The sequence below is a fragment of the Streptococcus parasanguinis genome, assembly GCF_964238605.1.
GTDB lineage: Bacteria > Bacillota > Bacilli > Lactobacillales > Streptococcaceae > Streptococcus > Streptococcus parasanguinis_AJ.
In genome coordinates this window covers 32539-49703 of record NZ_CAXSMM010000003.1, presented here as the reverse complement: position 1 = coordinate 49703, position 17165 = coordinate 32539, and the positions used below count along the sequence as shown (strand labels likewise).

At 44.0% G+C, this 17165-nt stretch carries 10 protein-coding genes; 1 reads left to right on the top strand and 9 read right to left on the bottom strand.

The features are described from left to right. Positions 1-47: 47 nt before the first annotated feature. The 9 genes from ACESR9_RS03550 to pbp1b all read right to left on the bottom strand — a co-directional run bounded on the left by ACESR9_RS03550 (position 48) and on the right by pbp1b (position 15681). Positions 48-437, bottom strand: coding sequence for a DUF1033 family protein (locus tag ACESR9_RS03550; RefSeq protein ID WP_373105734.1), 390 nt, complete (start codon positions 435-437; stop codon positions 48-50). 221 nt (positions 438-658) lie between these two features. Beyond that, positions 659-1762, bottom strand: coding sequence for a family 8 glycosyl hydrolase (locus ACESR9_RS03545; RefSeq protein WP_049475202.1), 1104 nt, complete (start codon positions 1760-1762; stop codon positions 659-661). Positions 1763-1770: 8 nt separating this feature from the next. Continuing rightward, on the bottom strand, positions 1771-3081 hold the full coding sequence (locus ACESR9_RS03540; protein ID WP_155200262.1) for a glycosyltransferase family 2 protein: 1311 nt from the start codon (positions 3079-3081) through the stop codon (positions 1771-1773). Then, on the bottom strand, positions 3074-3214 hold the full coding sequence (locus tag ACESR9_RS03535) for a hypothetical protein (RefSeq protein WP_003004308.1): 141 nt from the start codon (positions 3212-3214) through the stop codon (positions 3074-3076). Before ACESR9_RS03535 ends, ACESR9_RS03540 begins: the two co-directional genes overlap by 8 nt. A gap of 9 nt (positions 3215-3223) precedes the next feature. Continuing rightward, positions 3224-4012: an MMPL family transporter gene (locus ACESR9_RS03530; protein ID WP_023919656.1), complete on the bottom strand. Its 789-nt coding sequence runs from the start codon at positions 4010-4012 to the stop codon at positions 3224-3226. Next, positions 4013-5167, bottom strand: coding sequence for a non-hydrolyzing UDP-N-acetylglucosamine 2-epimerase (wecB, locus tag ACESR9_RS03525; protein WP_023919657.1), 1155 nt, complete (start codon positions 5165-5167; stop codon positions 4013-4015). A 323-nt stretch (positions 5168-5490) separates the two neighbouring features. Next, positions 5491-9144, bottom strand: a complete 3654-nt coding sequence (gene rpoC, locus ACESR9_RS03520; RefSeq protein WP_023919658.1) for a DNA-directed RNA polymerase subunit beta' — start codon at positions 9142-9144, stop codon at positions 5491-5493. A 159-nt stretch (positions 9145-9303) separates the two neighbouring features. After that, entirely contained in the window at positions 9304-12873 is a 3570-nt protein-coding gene (rpoB, locus tag ACESR9_RS03515; RefSeq protein WP_070505319.1) for a DNA-directed RNA polymerase subunit beta, read from the bottom strand. Between the two features lie 351 nt (positions 12874-13224). Continuing rightward, entirely contained in the window at positions 13225-15681 is a 2457-nt protein-coding gene (gene pbp1b / locus ACESR9_RS03510; RefSeq protein ID WP_373105588.1) for a penicillin-binding protein PBP1B, read from the bottom strand. Positions 15682-15863: 182 nt separating this feature from the next. On the opposite strand from pbp1b, the gene tyrS reads away from it, so the two are divergent. Beyond that, on the top strand, positions 15864-17120 hold the full coding sequence (gene tyrS, locus ACESR9_RS03505) for a tyrosine--tRNA ligase (RefSeq protein ID WP_003004779.1): 1257 nt from the start codon (positions 15864-15866) through the stop codon (positions 17118-17120). Positions 17121-17165 lie beyond the last annotated feature (45 nt).

The following is a 17165-nucleotide window of genomic DNA, read 5'->3' as shown; positions in this document are numbered from 1 at the left end:
AAAAAGAAGACTTTCTAGATAGCTCTAAAAAATCTTCTAAATATCTCTTATGACAGGGTTGTCCCCTTTTTTGAATCGAGTGTATATTGACAAGAACGATGTTTGCGACTTCCTTTTTCCTTTTCGTAACCTGGACGGAGCTTGCTTTTAGGGATCTTGTGGTCGTCTTCTAGCAGAACAATCGAGTGGAAAAACTGCACATCATCACTGCAGTCCTCACACCACTCTTGCTCGTTGGTATCCCAAAAGATCGTCATGAGATCACTCCGACTCTTATAACTTGGAAAGTGTGCATTCAACTCTAACCATTTCTGCTTGTAGTATTTCAAAGCCTGGTAATAGTCTTCAAACTTCTGACTACTGACGATATCTTCTTCCCAACCTTCTAAAAACCACCAGGGTTCACAGTCCCCATACATTTCAATCACTCGATACATAAACTCTTCCATCCTTTGTATCCTCTATTATATAGAAAATCCTTTGAGAATAAAAGTTTTCTGCTCAGAGCATAATTTTCAGGTAGTTTCCAGGCAATTTTCACCATTATTTTTCGAAAATAGACTGCCTAATTGCTATTGGGTCCTTTTTTCGAGAATCAAAAGAAGAGAATCCCAACAAAATGGCGAGCCATCTTGGGGAACTCTCTCTTCTCAAGTATTTAGAACAATTCAAGTGCAATCATGGTTGTCATGGTTGCATCGTAATAGTTGTTCAGAGGTAGATCTTGTGTAAAGATATACTTGTTCTGTTGCACCAACTTCAAATAGCCTTTTTCATGTTCAGAGGCATAGACAATCGGTGCCAAAAAACTTGCTGCCTGATGATTGTTCAAGGCTTTTCCTTTCAAGTCATAACCCGCGTACAGGTTTCTTTGACTCTTGAAAAAGTTTAACATCTTTTTCACCAATTTTTGACTGGTTGCATCCTTACTTTGAACAAGGTTATATGGAAGGCGACAAGCATTATACGAGTAGGCTCCATCATACTTGGATTCAATCGTCTTGGGATCCGCTACGCGAGTCCCTTGCTCATCTACCCAGATGAAATCAGGTAGTAAACCTGTTTTTGTTTGGGAGCTGATCGTTTGGAGTTGCTGCAACATCTTTTCTTTGATGTCCAACCACTTCGAATCTTTTGTCACTTCATAAAAGATCTGGAATTGCGCTGGCAGTGTATCAGACGTCCGCATCAAATGATAGAATTCCGAATCCTGATTGGCCCAATTTCCCACCGTTAACACACCGGTTTCTTCATTGTAGTTGTGTGCGAGAATATCTTCTAAAATCGCTTTGGCTTGAGCCTGGTAGTCTTTGGCTTGCTTTGGCCATTGCTGAGCAGCTTTTAGAAGAGCATAGGCAATATAGAGATCTCCATCTGTGGCGTTATGGTCCTCATCCTTTGCTTTTCCATTGCTGATGGTTTGTTTCCAAGACATCAATTGGGTACCTTCTAAGCGATGATTTAGATAATAGTGATAGAGTCGGTCAAAGTCTGCTTGTTGGGCTTGTCCTTTTTCGGCAGCTGCAACAGTAATGAGCATTCCATAACTTTGCGCCTCGGATAACACTACCGTTTGATTGCTATCATTGGTGGTTCGAACATAGGATTCTTTCCCTTTTGAAACAACAAAATGCTCATTCCACTGACGATAAATTCGATTTCGCATCTCCACTTTACTTCTCGTTCTCGCTAAAAACAAGGTCAAACAGAAAATGCAAAGGATGACTAGAAACCATACATATCTCATCTTTTTCGTATTCATAATCTCTCCTATCCTGCGAATCGTTTTGTTTTAACCCATTTGGTTTCTTTCCGGTGCAATAGTTTATCCATCACAATCGAAGAGATGGCATCAATCGACACAATGATAAACAGTTGAGAATAGGTGAAATAGGCAGCCAAGGCCAACCAAATTTGCTTGGTAGTGGCTTGACCAAATTGTGAAGCCAGCGCTACATTAATCTGAAGCAGGTATAGCCCAATCATCAAGATCCAATTGAAGAGCATCAATTGCGCAATGTAGATATTTTCTGAATCAAAAGCAAATGGAATTTGCACACCTGGCACCACTGTATGGATACACATAGCCAGAATATTGGCAAAAAAGATCAAGTCCGATAAGACGATGGCCGCATTAAACCAGAAGAAGACACAGGAATAGTTGGTCACTTCCAACTTCACGCGCCAATTTCCCTTACCAAATAAATGCTTGAAGTTGGAAAGAACCACTTCATAATTCCCTTTGGCCCAACGTTTCCGTTGCATATAGTAACTCTTCAGAGTCTCTGGCTCTTGTTGGAAAGCTTCTGAATTATAGGCTAGCGCAATCAACTTCCCACTTTGCATAATCTTGAAGGAAATATCCGTATCCTCAGTCAAGGCACCGTTTTTCCATCCTCCGATACTCTTGACAAATTCGGTTTGAATAATGAAGTTAGTTCCTGGAATCCGTCCAATCTTAAAGAGATGCCACATGCCCACATGATGAACCCGTTGGGTGACAACGATCTCTTGGTTGATACAGCGGGTCAAGAAGTTTTGATTGGCATTCCGCGTTTTATTGCGGCCGAAAGAAGCCACATGACGTTCTGGATCTTTGAGCACTTCTTTGACAAGAAAATAAAGAGCATTCTTTTCAGGCATGGCATCTGCATCATAGACACAGATGTAGTCTCCAGTCGCCATCGCCAAAGCGTCATTTAGCACACCGGCTTTCCCACCTGTCCCACTTCGATTGATAATGGTCAAATCACGTCCTGCATACTCTGGCAATGCTTTAACCGTCAAACACTCCTCATAGGTGTGATCGGAACAATTATCCGCAAAGAGCAGTAATTCAACACGATCATGTGGGTAGTTCATATCAAGGATCGCTTTGGCTGTTTGTGCAATGACCACATCCTCATTATGGGCGGGCACAACGATCGTCACTTTTGGATAATAAGGAAGCGGATCCGTATTGACACGAAAATCACTGTGTTTAAACCAAAAATGAACGGCTGAAAAGAGGATCACTAAGCCCCAGGCTAAGGATAACCAAATCGAAATCAAGGCAATAATCATCACAATTTGACTAATCATGGTCCACCGCCTTAAAGTTTTTATTGACACGGCGGTAAATCACCGTATAAGCTACAAATAATACAATAAAGCACAAGGCAAAAAATACACTAATGCCTACAGCTATATTAAAAAATATATTTGTAAGAGACATGTTTTCCTCCTAATATTCCACAATAATATCTGTTTCAAGTTGACGTTTTAAGTAACGAATCATTTCTTTATAGCGATGGTATTTGGTTCGATTGGATTGATCCACTACAAGAAATCCTGACTGAAATTGGATGCCCTGAACCCCATCTTCTCCTTGGAACACCAGTCCTTCCAACTGTGGTTTTAAGACCGTCATATAATCGCTCTTCAGATCCCGCTCGCTATCAGAAGATAAGATCAAGAAATTACCGTCTGATACATAATACAAGCTTTCATTTGGCTTCAGATGATGCGTTAACAAATAGTTGATTTGGTTCAAGGTCCGATTGTACTCTCTCGGTTGCAATTGGAAGAACAATTCCTCGTGCGACCAGTGAATGAGTAAGGCCTGAATCGTATCATTGGTTTGTCCGCCATAAGAAGCGATGCGGTTGCGGTAATCTGCGTAAGCTTCTGGCTCTTGATCCTTCACTTTTGCAATCTCTTTAAAGAGGTGATAGCGAATTCGGGTCAAGATTCCAATCAGGATCGGAAAACTAAAGAGCAAGAGCAAGGCTTGATGAAATGGGATATAGACGACACCCGCCACTAAAAAGACAATCCCAAGGGCAAATGACAACAGGATGGTCCATGTCAACAATAAATCCGATAAAACAATAGCAGAAAATAATCCTAAAACAAAGAACAATCCTTCTTCAATCAGAATCTCTCTTGCAAAAAACAAGCAGTAAAGTAAAAGAAGTACTTCGAAAACAATCAAAATCAGCAACCATCTACTTAACTTTTCCGTTTTTTTCATTTATTCTTTCTCTCCCTCATGAAATTCTTCAGCAACCTCTCCCTGGCCAAAGTAATGTTTAATGGCTTGTACGATTCGCTCAGAAGCTTTTCCATCCCCATAAGGATTTCGGGCATTTGCCATTTGAAGATACAGGCTTTCGTTGGTTAAGAGCTCTGTCATCGTCGTTTTGACGACGGCAGGATCCGTTCCAACTAATTTCAAAGTTCCCGCTTTGACCCCTTCTGGGCGTTCCGTTGTATCGCGTAATACCAATACCGGTTTCCCTAATGATGGCGCCTCCTCTTGCACCCCACCTGAATCCGACATGATAAAGTAACTTCTCGAAGCTAAGTTGTGGAAATCTAGCACATCTAGAGGCTCAATGAGGTGGATCCGATCATGATCTCCTAATAGATCGTTTGCCGCCTCTTGGACCGCTGGACTAAGATGCACTGGGTAAACCACTTCAATAGTCGGTTCTTGATCCACCATTTCTCTCAGAGCTCCAAAGACCGCTCGCATGGGTTGGCCTTGATTTTCTCTTCGATGCATGGTGACCAGGATGACTTTTTTATCTGGATCCAATTGATCTAACACTTCGTGGTGATAGTCCTCTTGAACCGTGAGTTTCAACGCGTCAATGGCAGTATTTCCCGTCACTACAATAGAGGATTCCGGATGATTTTCTTTTAAGAGATTGGCCTTACTTTCGCCTGTCGGCGCAAAATACAGATCCGCTAAATCATCCGTCATTTGACGGTTCATCTCTTCAGGATACGGTGAATATTTATCAAAGGTTCTCAAACCAGCTTCGACGTGACCAATGCGGACTTGATTGTAAAAGGCAACCAGACTCGTCGCAAAGGTGGTTGTCGTATCTCCATGGACGAGCACCATATCCGGCTTTTCTTTTTTGATAATTGGATCTAATTGATTCAGAATTTTAGAGGTAATGTCCAATAAGGTCTGGCTTTTTCCCATAATATCCAAATCGTAATCAGGTACGATGTTAAAGGTTTCTAAGACCTGGTCCAGCATTTGACGGTGCTGGGCAGTGACCACTGTGATGGTCTCAATAACCTCCTTTTGTTTTTGTAACTCCAGCACCAAAGGGGCCATCTTGATGGCCTCCGGTCGCGTCCCAAACACAACCATAATTTTCAATTTTCCCATAAACTTCTCCCGTTGACATGCATGTAATTCAACATTTTTTTAAATTGTGTACATCTTTTTTCATTCTACCGCCAATGACTTTAAATGTCAAACCGATTTTGGGTTTTATAAAGAAATTACTAATAGTTAGTCATTTTATTATTTTGGTGTTTAGAATACATATCCATATAATCACTAATTGTAAGTATTTACAGCACGACTTTTACCGGGCTAATATTTTTGGTAAAAAAATAATTCAATAATTATACAATTATTTTTCAAATAATAAATTTTTATAATTTTTGCAAAAAAAAAGCCGGAACTTGTAGTTCCGACTTATTTTCTTATTCTTCTACGACTTCAGCTGTTTGAACTTCATCGACTGTTCCATCTGTTAATGGCACTTCTTCGATAATTTCGACTTCATTGACTGCTTGTGGTTCCAAGTTACGGTAACGAGCCATACCTGTACCTGCAGGAATAATCTTACCAATGATAACATTTTCCTTAAGTCCAAGGAGATGGTCTTTCTTACCACGGATCGCTGCGTCTGTAAGAACACGAGTTGTTTCCTGGAAGGAAGCCGCAGACAAGAAACTGTTGGTTTCAAGTGAGGCTTTGGTAATTCCCATAAGGACTGGACGAGCTGTCGCAGGAACTCCACCAGAAATAAGGACGTCCTTGTTGGCATCTGTAAAGTCTGTAATGTCCATCAGAGTACCCATGAGAAGGTCTGTATCTCCTGGATCCATGACACGTACTTTACGGATCATTTGACGCACCATTACCTCGATGTGTTTGTCGCCGATTTCTACCCCTTGGCTACGGTATACTTTTTGTACTTCTGCAAGAAGGTAAGTTTCAACAGACAAGACATCACGAACGGCAAGGAGACGTTTTGGTTGGATAGACCCTTCTGTCAGAGCATCACCACGAGAGACTTGATCTCCCACTTCGACTTTCATGCGGGCAGTGTAAGGGACAACGTATTCGCCCTCACCAGTTGCTCCGCTAACAAAGACTTTCTTGGTGCGTGTAGAAGCATCTTCTTCGATCGCTGTGACTTCCCCTTTGACCTCAGTGATGACCGCTTCCCCTTTTGGATTGCGGGCTTCAAAGATTTCTTGGACACGAGGAAGACCTTGCGTGATATCGGTATTTGAGGCAACCCCACCCGTGTGGAAGGTACGCATGGTCAACTGTGTACCAGGTTCCCCGATAGATTGGGCAGCAATAGTTCCAACTGCTTCACCCACTTCAACCGCATCACCAGTCGCCAAGTTGATACCATAACAGTGACGGCAGACACCATGGCGGGTGTTACATGTAAAGACAGAGCGGATAGTGACTTCTTCCACACCAGCTTTGACAATTTCACGTGCTAGGTCTTCTGAAATCAAGGTATCTGGACCAACGATGACTTCACCTGTTTCAGGGTGTTTAACAGATTTCTTGGTATAACGACCAGTCAAACGTTCTTCGAGTGGCTCGATCATTTCCTTACCATCAGTAATGGCACGGATCACAAGTCCACGGTCTGTTCCACAGTCGTCTTCACGGATAATGACGTCTTGGGCCACGTCAACCAAACGACGAGTCAAGTAACCTGAGTCGGCTGTCTTCAAGGCCGTATCGGTCATCCCTTTACGGGCACCGTGAGTTGAGAAGAACATTTCGAGTACTGACAAACCTTCGCGGAAGTTTGACAGGATTGGCAATTCCATGATCCGTCCGTTTGGAGCGGCCATCAAACCACGCATACCGGCAAGTTGCGAGAAGTTTGAGATGTTACCACGGGCTCCAGAGTCCATCATCATAACGATTGGGTTCTTCGGATCTTGGTTATCTACCAAGCGTTTTTCCAATTTCTCACGGGCTGCACGCCATTCAGCTGTAACGGCATTGTAGCGTTCGTCATCTGTGATCAAACCACGACGGAATTGTTTGGTGATTTGTTCCACACGTTTGTGAGATTCTTCAATGATTTCTGCCTTATCTTCAACGACCGGAATATCGGCAATCCCCACTGTCAAACCAGCAAGGGTTGAGTGATGGTAACCCAAGTCTTTCAAGCGGTCCAAGAAAGCAGATGTTTCGGTTGTACGGAAGCGTTTGAAGATTTCTGCGATGATATTTCCAAGATTTTTCTTCTTGAATGGAACGTTTAATTCCAATTTCTCAATCGCTGCTTTGACATCTTGACCAGGCTCCAAGAAATACTTAGCTGGAACGCCTTCTGTCAAGTTGGCATTATTTGGCTCTTGAAGATATGGAAGCTCTGCAGGCATGATATCGTTAAAGAGGATCTTACCAACAGTTGTCAAGAGAATCTTGTGTTGTTGCGCTTCTGTCCATGGTTTGTTCAAGCTATCTGTCGCAATTCCGACACGTGTATGCAAGTGAACATAGCCATTGCGAAGAGCCATGACCGCTTCATCACGGTCTTTGAAGACCATGCCTTCTCCTTCACGACCAGCTTCTTCCATAGTGAGGTAGTAGTTCCCCAATACCATATCCTGAGATGGGGTAACAACTGGTTTACCGTCTTTTGGATTCAAGATGTGCTCAGCAGCCAACATCAAGATACGAGCTTCTGCTTGAGCTTCTTCTGAAAGCGGTACGTGGATGGCCATTTGGTCACCGTCAAAGTCGGCATTGTAGGCTTCACAGACAAGTGGGTGCAAGCGAAGGGCTTTCCCGTCAATCAAGACAGGTTCAAAAGCTTGGATCCCCAAACGGTGAAGGGTCGGTGCGCGGTTCAAGAGAACTGGGTGTTCTTTGATCACTTCTTCTAGGATATCCCAGATGCGTTCATCTCCGCGTTCGACCAAGCGTTTTGCAGCTTTAACGTTTTGCACGATATCACGCGCAACGATTTCACGCATGACGAATGGTTTGAAGAGCTCGATCGCCATTTCACGTGGCACACCACATTGGTACATCTTAAGAGTTGGACCAACGGCGATAACGGAACGTCCTGAGAAGTCAACCCGTTTACCGAGCAAGTTTTGACGGAAGCGTCCTTGTTTCCCTTTGAGCATGTGGCTCAATGATTTCAGTGGACGGCTACCTGGTCCTGTGATCGGACGACCACGACGACCGTTATCGATCAAAGCATCAACGGCTTCTTGGAGCATCCGTTTTTCGTTTTGCACGATGATACCAGGGGCATTCAACTCAAGCAAACGTGCCAAACGGTTGTTCCGGTTGATCACACGACGGTAAAGGTCGTTCAAGTCAGAGGCAGCAAAACGGCCACCATCCAATTGGACCATCGGACGAAGATCTGGTGGAATAACCGGAAGGATGTTGAGAACCATCCATTCTGGCTTGTTACCAGATTTGTAGAAGGCATCCAAGACATCCAAACGACGAACAGCCTTCACACGTTTTTGACCAGTTGCAGTCTTCAATTCTTCTTTCAAGAGAGCAATTTCAGCTTCCAAATCCACTTGTTTCAAGAGGTCTTGGATCGCTTCTGCACCCATCTTAGCTACAAAGGAACCTGGTCCGTATTCACGCAAGCGTTCACGGTATTCACGTTCTGTCATGATGGATTTGTGCTCAAGTGGTGTATCTTTTGGATCGATCACCACGTAAGCTGCGAAGTAAATGACTTCTTCAAGGGCACGAGGGCTCATATCTAAGGTCAATCCCATACGAGAAGGGATGCCTTTGAAGTACCAGATGTGTGATACAGGAGCTTTCAACTCGATGTGCCCCATGCGTTCACGACGAACTTTCGCACGTGTTACTTCAACCCCACAGCGGTCACAAACGATCCCTTTGTAACGGATCCGTTTGTATTTCCCACACGCACATTCCCAGTCTTTTGTAGGTCCAAAGATGACTTCATCAAAGAGACCTTCACGTTCTGGTTTCAATGTACGGTAGTTGATTGTTTCAGGTTTCTTGACCTCTCCATAAGACCATGAACGGACCTTGCTTGGAGAAGCTAGGGTGATTTGCATACTTTTAAAACGATTTACATCAACCACTATTTCTTACCTTTCCTTGTTTTCATACTTGTTTCATTTGGATACAGCTTAGGTGGGGAAAGAAAGAAAACTTTCTTGCCACCTCCTTGTGTCTGTATCTTGTTATCGAATCATCCTGTCAGAAGCATTGGTTTCTTACAAGACAATCATTTTTACTGATTATTTTTCTGATTCTTCAGCATCAAAGGCTGCTTTTGCTTCCTTGGCTGCTTTTTCACGTGCTTTTTCAAGGTCATCCACATGAATCACATCATCGTCTTCCCCTTCATCGAGGTCACGAAGTTCCACTTCTTGATCATCTTCGTCCAAGACACGCATGTCAAGACCAAGAGATTGCAATTCTTTGACAAGAACGCGGAAGGATTCTGGTACACCTGGTTTTGGAATTGGTTTACCTTTGGTAATCGCTTCATAAGCTTTCAAACGTCCGTTGACATCATCTGACTTGTAAGTCAAGATTTCTTGAAGGACATTTGATGCACCATAAGCCTCAAGGGCCCACACTTCCATTTCCCCGAAACGTTGTCCACCAAACTGAGCTTTTCCTCCGAGTGGTTGTTGGGTAACCATTGAGTAAGGTCCGACTGAACGGGCATGGAGTTTATCATCAACCATGTGGTGAAGCTTGATCATGTACATGACACCGACAGAAACACGGTTGTCAAACGGCTCACCTGTACGTCCATCGTAAAGAATCGTCTTGGCATCGCTATCCATACCAGCTTCTTTCACAGTATCCCAGAGGTCTTCTGAGCTTGCTCCATCAAAGACTGGTGTTGCGATGTGGATACCCAAGTTACGAGCCGCCATACCAAGGTGAAGTTCCATAACCTGACCGATATTCATACGTGATGGCACCCCAAGAGGGTTCAACATGATATCAACTGGTGTACCGTCTGGAAGGTAAGGCATATCTTCAACTGGAACAATACGAGACACAACCCCTTTGTTTCCGTGACGACCGGCCATCTTATCTCCGACGCGGATCTTGCGTTTTTGTGCGATGTAAACACGAACCAACATGTTAACACCAGATTGCAATTCATCTCCGTTTGCACGCGTAAAGATCTTAACATCGCGAACGACTCCATCTCCACCGTGAGGTACACGAAGAGAAGTATCCCGCACTTCACGAGATTTATCTCCAAAGATCGCGTGAAGGAGACGTTCTTCAGCAGAAAGGTCTTTTTCACCCTTCGGTGTTACCTTACCGACAAGGATATCGCCTTCTTTTACTTCTGCACCAATACGGATAATACCTGTTTCATCCAAGTCACGAAGAGCATCTTCACCGACGTTTGGAATTTCACGGGTAATTTCTTCAGGGCCTAATTTGGTATCGCGTGTTTCTGATTCGAATTCTTCCAAGTGAACAGATGTGTAGACATCTTCTTTCACCAAGCGTTCGCTCATGATAACGGCATCCTCGAAGTTATACCCTTCCCAAGTCATGTAAGCGACGATTGGGTTTTGACCAAGGGCCATTTCCCCTTTTTCCATCGATGGACCGTCAGCGATAAAGTCGCCTTTTTCAACGACATCGCCAACTTTTACAAGGGTACGTTGGTTGTAAGCCGTACCTGAGTTTGAACGACGGAATTTTTGGATATGGTAAACATCAAGAGATCCATCTTCCCGACGAACTTCTACCTTATCTGCATCTGCATAAGTAACTTTACCATCGTGTTGAGCAATGACTGCAGCTCCTGAGTCATGGGCTGCTTGGTATTCCATACCAGTCCCCACGTAAGGGGCTTTTGGATCGATCAATGGCACAGCCTGACGTTGCATGTTTGCACCCATGAGGGCACGGTTGGAGTCATCGTTTTCCAAGAAAGGAATACATGCTGTCGCAACGGCAACTACTTGTTTTGGAGACACGTCCATGTAGTCGACTTGATCAGATGGGAATTCTTGGTTGTTACCACGGTGACGTCCCATAACGATTGGCTCAGCAAAGCCACCTTTTTCGTTCAACTTAGAGTTGGCCTGAGCGACGATGTACTCATCTTCTTCATCGGCTGTCAACCAAACGATTTCGTTGGTCACCACACCTTTTTCACGGTCCACTTTACGGTATGGCGTTTGGATGAAGCCATATTTGTTCAAGTGTCCGTAAGATGACAAGTTGTTGATCAAACCGATGTTTGGTCCTTCAGGTGTTTCGATTGGACACATACGACCATAGTGGGTATAGTGTACGTCACGCACTTCATATCCGGCACGGTCACGTGTCAAACCACCAGGCCCTAAGGCAGACAAACGACGTTTGTGAGACAACTCAGAAAGTGGGTTGTGTTGGTCCATGAACTGTGACAACTGTGAAGAACCAAAGAATTCTTTAATTGCCGCAGTTACTGGACGGATGTTGATGATTTGTTGTGGTGTCAAGACATCGTTATCTTGTACAGACATCCGTTCGCGAACGTTTCGTTCCATCCGTGAAAGTCCAAGACGCACTTGGTTGGCAAGCAATTCACCAACGGCACGAATCCGACGGTTTCCAAGGTGGTCGATATCATCCACGCGACCAATACCTTCTGCCAGGTTCAAGAAATAGCTCATTTCTGCCAAGATATCTGCTGGAGTTACAATCCGTACTTTGTCAGATGGGTTGGCATTTCCGATGATGGTGACAACGCGGTCTGGATCTGTTGGAGCAACAACTTTGAATTTTTGCAATTCCACTGGTTCTGTCAAAACAGCAGCATCATTTGGAATGTAGGTGATTTTGTTCAAACCGTTATCCAATTGTTCTGAGATGCTGTCGATGACATCGCGCGTCATGACAGTACCAGCTTCTACAAGGATTTCTCCTGTTTCAGCATCCACCAATGGTTCTGCGATTGTTTGATTCAACAAGCGGTTCTTGATATTGAGTTTCTTGTTGATCTTGTAGCGACCAACTGGTGCCAAGTCATAACGACGTGGATCAAAGAAACGGGCTACCAACAAGCTACGTGAGCTTTCCGCTGTTTTTGGTTCACCTGGACGAAGACGCTCGTAGATTTCTTTGAGGGCTTCATCTGTCCGTGAATCCATTGGATTTTTGTGGATATCTTTTTCGATAGTATTGCGAACCAATTCGCTGTCCCCAAAGATATCGATGATTTCATCATCTCCTGAGAATCCAAGAGCACGCACAAGCGTTGTAAATGGAATTTTACGTGTGCGGTCGATGCGCGTGTAGGCGATGTCTTTTGAGTCGGTTTCAAGCTCTAACCAAGCTCCACGGTTAGGGATAACAGTAGATCCATAACCAATCTTACCATTCTTGTCCACCTTATCATTGAAGTAGACACCTGGTGAGCGGACCAACTGAGATACGATAATCCGTTCTCCACCATTGATGATGAAAGTTCCCATTTCAGTCATGATTGGGAAATCACCAAAGAAAACTTCTTGGGTCTTGATTTCACCTGTTTCTTTGTTGACCAAACGGAAGGTCACAAAGATTGGTGCTGAGTAGCTGGCATCGTGGATGCGCGCTTCTTCAAGCGAATACTTAGGTTCGCGGATTTCATAACCCACAAATTCCAATTCCATTGTATCCGTGAAGTTTGAGATGGGAAGCACATCTTCAAATACTTCCTTCAAGCCATGATCCAAGAAATCTTTGAATGAGTCTGTCTGGATTTCAATCAAGTTTGGTAAATCAAGAACCTCTTTGATTCTTGAAAAACTACGACGGGTCCGATGTTTCCCGTATTGAACGTCATGTCCTGCCAAAGTTTTTAGCTCCTTTTTCCATACTAGGATAGCTTGGTAAAATGACTTTCACCACCTATCCGGTTTTAACTACAATTGTGTGATTTGCATCACGTGAAGAGCTGTCTCTTCACCTCATTCGTCGCTTTTTGTAATTTTTAGAAAAATTAAATTTGTGTAACAAACTAGGCTTTTTCTGAAAAATAGGCACAAAAAGAGCAGCTAAATCGACTTATTCAAGTAAGATTTAACTGCTGTAAGCTCTTATTTGGACAATATTTCAAATAAAGCACACGACAAATTAGTTATCACTATTATACCGTTTTTTGCTCCAAAAATCAAGGCTTTCTCTAGGTTTTCTACTGGATCAGACTAGCGTCGATTGCCACGATTTGAGCTGTTTCGATTTGAACTATTGCTTGATGAACTATTGGTTGTCGAATTGTTCTTATTATTCGACTGATTTCCACTGCTATTACCGAGAATCGCTGCCCAAGCACTTTGATAATCGCTATCCGATCCCCCGATGGCAAAGCGGTATTGAGTGGTTGGCGCTCCGTTTTTGGCCCAAAGACTCGTCACCATTTGACCGCTCACATCGATATCCCGGCCATTGACATTGACGCGACCCGGTCTTTCACCAGTCGATTTGAGCACTTCAGAGCGGATCACACTCTTATCGAGAGTGAATTTATCCTGAATTCCGAAGAGACTTGGATCTGCTTGGTAGATAGCATTTGCCAACTGCGCCATGTATTGGGCATTGTTGTTGTATCCAGTCAAGGTCTGCATAGAAGCATTGTTGTCATGGCCAATCCAACCTCCTAAAGAAACATTAGGGGTGGACAGCATGAGCCACATATCCCCATTTGAGTTAGTGGTACCGGTTTTTCCAATCCAGTCTGCACCTGCCAGCGTTGGGTTGACTTGGCTAATCCGTGACTTAAAGGTCGTTGTAGCACCAGACGTAATAACCCCGCGCAAGAGATCCTGCATAATCGTTGCCGTTGCTGGAGAGTAAACACGAACAGGATCTGCCTCGTGCTTGTAGACTACATCCCCATCTCGATCAATGATTTGTTCTACCATGTAGCGTTTGAGGTAGTTCCCATTGTTAGCAATGGTTTGGAAACCATTGGTATGTTGAGCAACAGTGACCTCAATTCCTCCCCCCATCGGCAGACTCTCAATGCCATATTCAGGAATATCATAGCCCATTTTCTTCATGTAGGATGGGACATCCACACCCTTTTCACGAAGGGTCCGGTAAGTCCAGTAAGCTGGAATATTCCATGAGGTATTGAGGGCCTCACGGAGATCCATCATGGCTGTCCCTCGGCTATCCACGTGCATGATTGGCTCACCACTTGAGAAATTAGTTGGGTAGTTAGAAAGGATGCTATTGCTTCCCATCAAGCCTTGGTCGATGGCAATTCCGTATGCCAACAGCGGTTTGATAGTCGACCCTGGGGAACGCTCTGTATCAAAAGCATGGTTGTTTTGGTTGCCGTCAAAATTCCGTCCACCGATAAATCCTAAAACGGCACCCGTCCGGTTGTCCATAAGGACATTCCCAACTTCTACAAGACCCGTCCCATCATCCAAGACACTTCCAAAATTCGCTACTGCGGCCTGCATGGCATTGTGAACCGGTTTGTTAATCGTGGTTTGAATGGTGTAGCCACCTTCGCGCAACTCGCTCTCAGCTAATTCTTGGTAAGCCTTGACAGTTTCATTATTTTTCAAGTCTTGCTTGGTGACATTGTCTCGCTTGATCAAGTAATCATACATGGCCTCTTTTGCTTCTTCCATGGCTTGGAAGTAGAGGTAGTCATGCGGTGTTTTCTCGATGCCATCTGGAGCCATGAAGTCTTTGGTCAAGTCGTATTGAGCATAGGTCTCATAGTCTTTTTTCGACAAGACTCCCGTCCGGTACATATTGAACAAAACGTCTTTGGCACGCGCCAGACCTAACTCGAGATTCTCCTTGCTCTTTAGGCTACCGTCTGCAGCATAAGGAGAGTAGACAATCGGACTTTGTGGCAAGCCAGCGATAAAGGCCGCTTGTGGAACAGACAAGTCTTTTGCAGAGACGCCAAAGATCCCTTGAGCTGCAGCTTCCACACCTGCAATATTTTGTCCCCGATTGTTTCGTCCAAAAGGCGAAACATTTAAGTAGGTGGTTAGGATTTCATTTTTATCCATTCCCCGCTCTAAAGCCAAGGCATCGACAATCTCTGTCGCCTTACGAGTAAAGGTTGGAGCGTCTCCCACGACTTGCTGTTTGATCAACTGCTGGGTCAGGGTTGATCCCCCACTAGAGGAACCCACGCCGGCTACAGATCCAAGTGTTGCCCGAAGAACGGCTTTAGGCACAACCCCCTTGTGGCTTTCAAAATTCTCATCCTCAGTAGCGATCACAGCCTTCTTGACATTGTCTGAAATGGCGTCTCCAGCTACGGGCGTGCGGATCAAATCACTGTCCACTTCTGCAATCAAGCTCTTATCGGAATAAGTCAGTTTTGAAACACTGCTGACGTTGCGGACCTGCTGGACCAATTCTTCTGTCTTTGGAACCTTGACATTGCTAAAGAGGCTCGCCGCATAACCAATCCCGATCCCTGCGCCAAATAAAAAGAGGCACACGAACAGGGCGATCATGACATCCCACAAGAGTTTGAGGGTTCGCAAAAAGGTCGCAAAAATATCACCGACAGACCAGCTACTTTCCTCATTTTTTTCCTTATTTGGAGTTTCTGTATACATATTTGCAAAGAATTTTTGGACTTTCTTCCAAAAATCTTGCAACTTCTCTTTTAATTGATTCACTGATTCTTTCTCCTTGTTCCCTATATTATAGCAGATTAGGCCCTTTGTTTTCAATCACAAGAGCGTAGAAATCGTCACTCACTCTGCTTGGATAAGGTCAAGAAAATGATGGAAAACATTGCCATTTCTGTGGTTTATGGTAGAATAGAGAAATGAATAAACTTATAAAGGAGAAAAGACACATGCACATTTTTGATGAGCTAAAAGAGCGTGGTTTGGTATTTCAAACGACGGATGAAGAAGCCTTGCGCAAAGCACTGGAAGAAGGTCAGGTTTCTTATTATACTGGTTATGATCCAACTGCTGACAGCCTTCACCTTGGCCACTTGGTTGCCATCTTGACTAGCCGTCGCCTTCAACTAGCAGGCCACAAACCTTATGCGCTCGTTGGCGGTGCGACTGGTCTCATTGGAGATCCGTCCTTCAAAGATGCTGAACGTAGTCTCCAAACAAAAGAAACTGTACAAGAATGGGTTCGCTCCATTCAAGGGCAATTGTCTCGTTTCCTCGATTTTGAAAATGGTGACAATAAAGCCGAAATGGTCAACAACTACGATTGGTTCGGAAGCATTAGCTTTATTGACTTCCTTCGTGATGTCGGAAAATACTTTACGGTCAATGCTATGATGAGTAAAGAATCTGTTAAAAAACGGATTGAGACAGGAATTTCTTACACGGAGTTTGCCTACCAAATCATGCAAGGCTACGACTTCTACGTCCTCAACCAAGAACACAATGTCACCCTTCAAATCGGTGGATCTGACCAATGGGGAAACATGACAGCTGGTACTGAGTTGATGCGTCGTAAGGCAGACAAAACTGGTCATGTTATGACTGTGCCTTTGATCACAGATGCAACTGGTAAGAAATTCGGTAAATCAGAAGGCAATGCCGTCTGGCTCAATGCAGACAAAACATCTCCTTACGAAATGTACCAATTCTGGATGAACGTGATGGATGCAGATGCTGTGCGCTTCTTGAAGATCTTCACTTTCTTGTCACTCGATGAAATCGAAGAGATTCGCAAACAGTTTGAGGCTGCTCCTCATGAACGCTTGGCTCAAAAGATCTTGGCGCGTGAAGTGGTTACCCTCGTTCACGGTGAAGAAGCTTACAAGGAAGCCCTCAACATCACGGAACAACTCTTTGCAGGAAACATCAAGAACTTGTCTGTCAAAGAACTCAAACAAGGCCTTCGTGGTGTGCCAAACTACCAGGTCCAAGCAGAAGACAACCTCAACATTGTTGAACTCTTGGTCACAGCTGGTGTAGTGAATTCTAAACGCCAAGCCCGCGAAGATGTTCAAAATGGAGCGATCTACGTCAATGGCGAACGCATCCAAGATCTTGACTATGTCTTGAGCGATAGCGATAAATTAGAAAATGAATTGACCGTTATCCGTCGCGGTAAGAAAAAATACTTTGTTTTGACTTATTAAGAAAGTAAAACCACGAAGTTTGGTATGAACTTCGTGGTTTTCTTA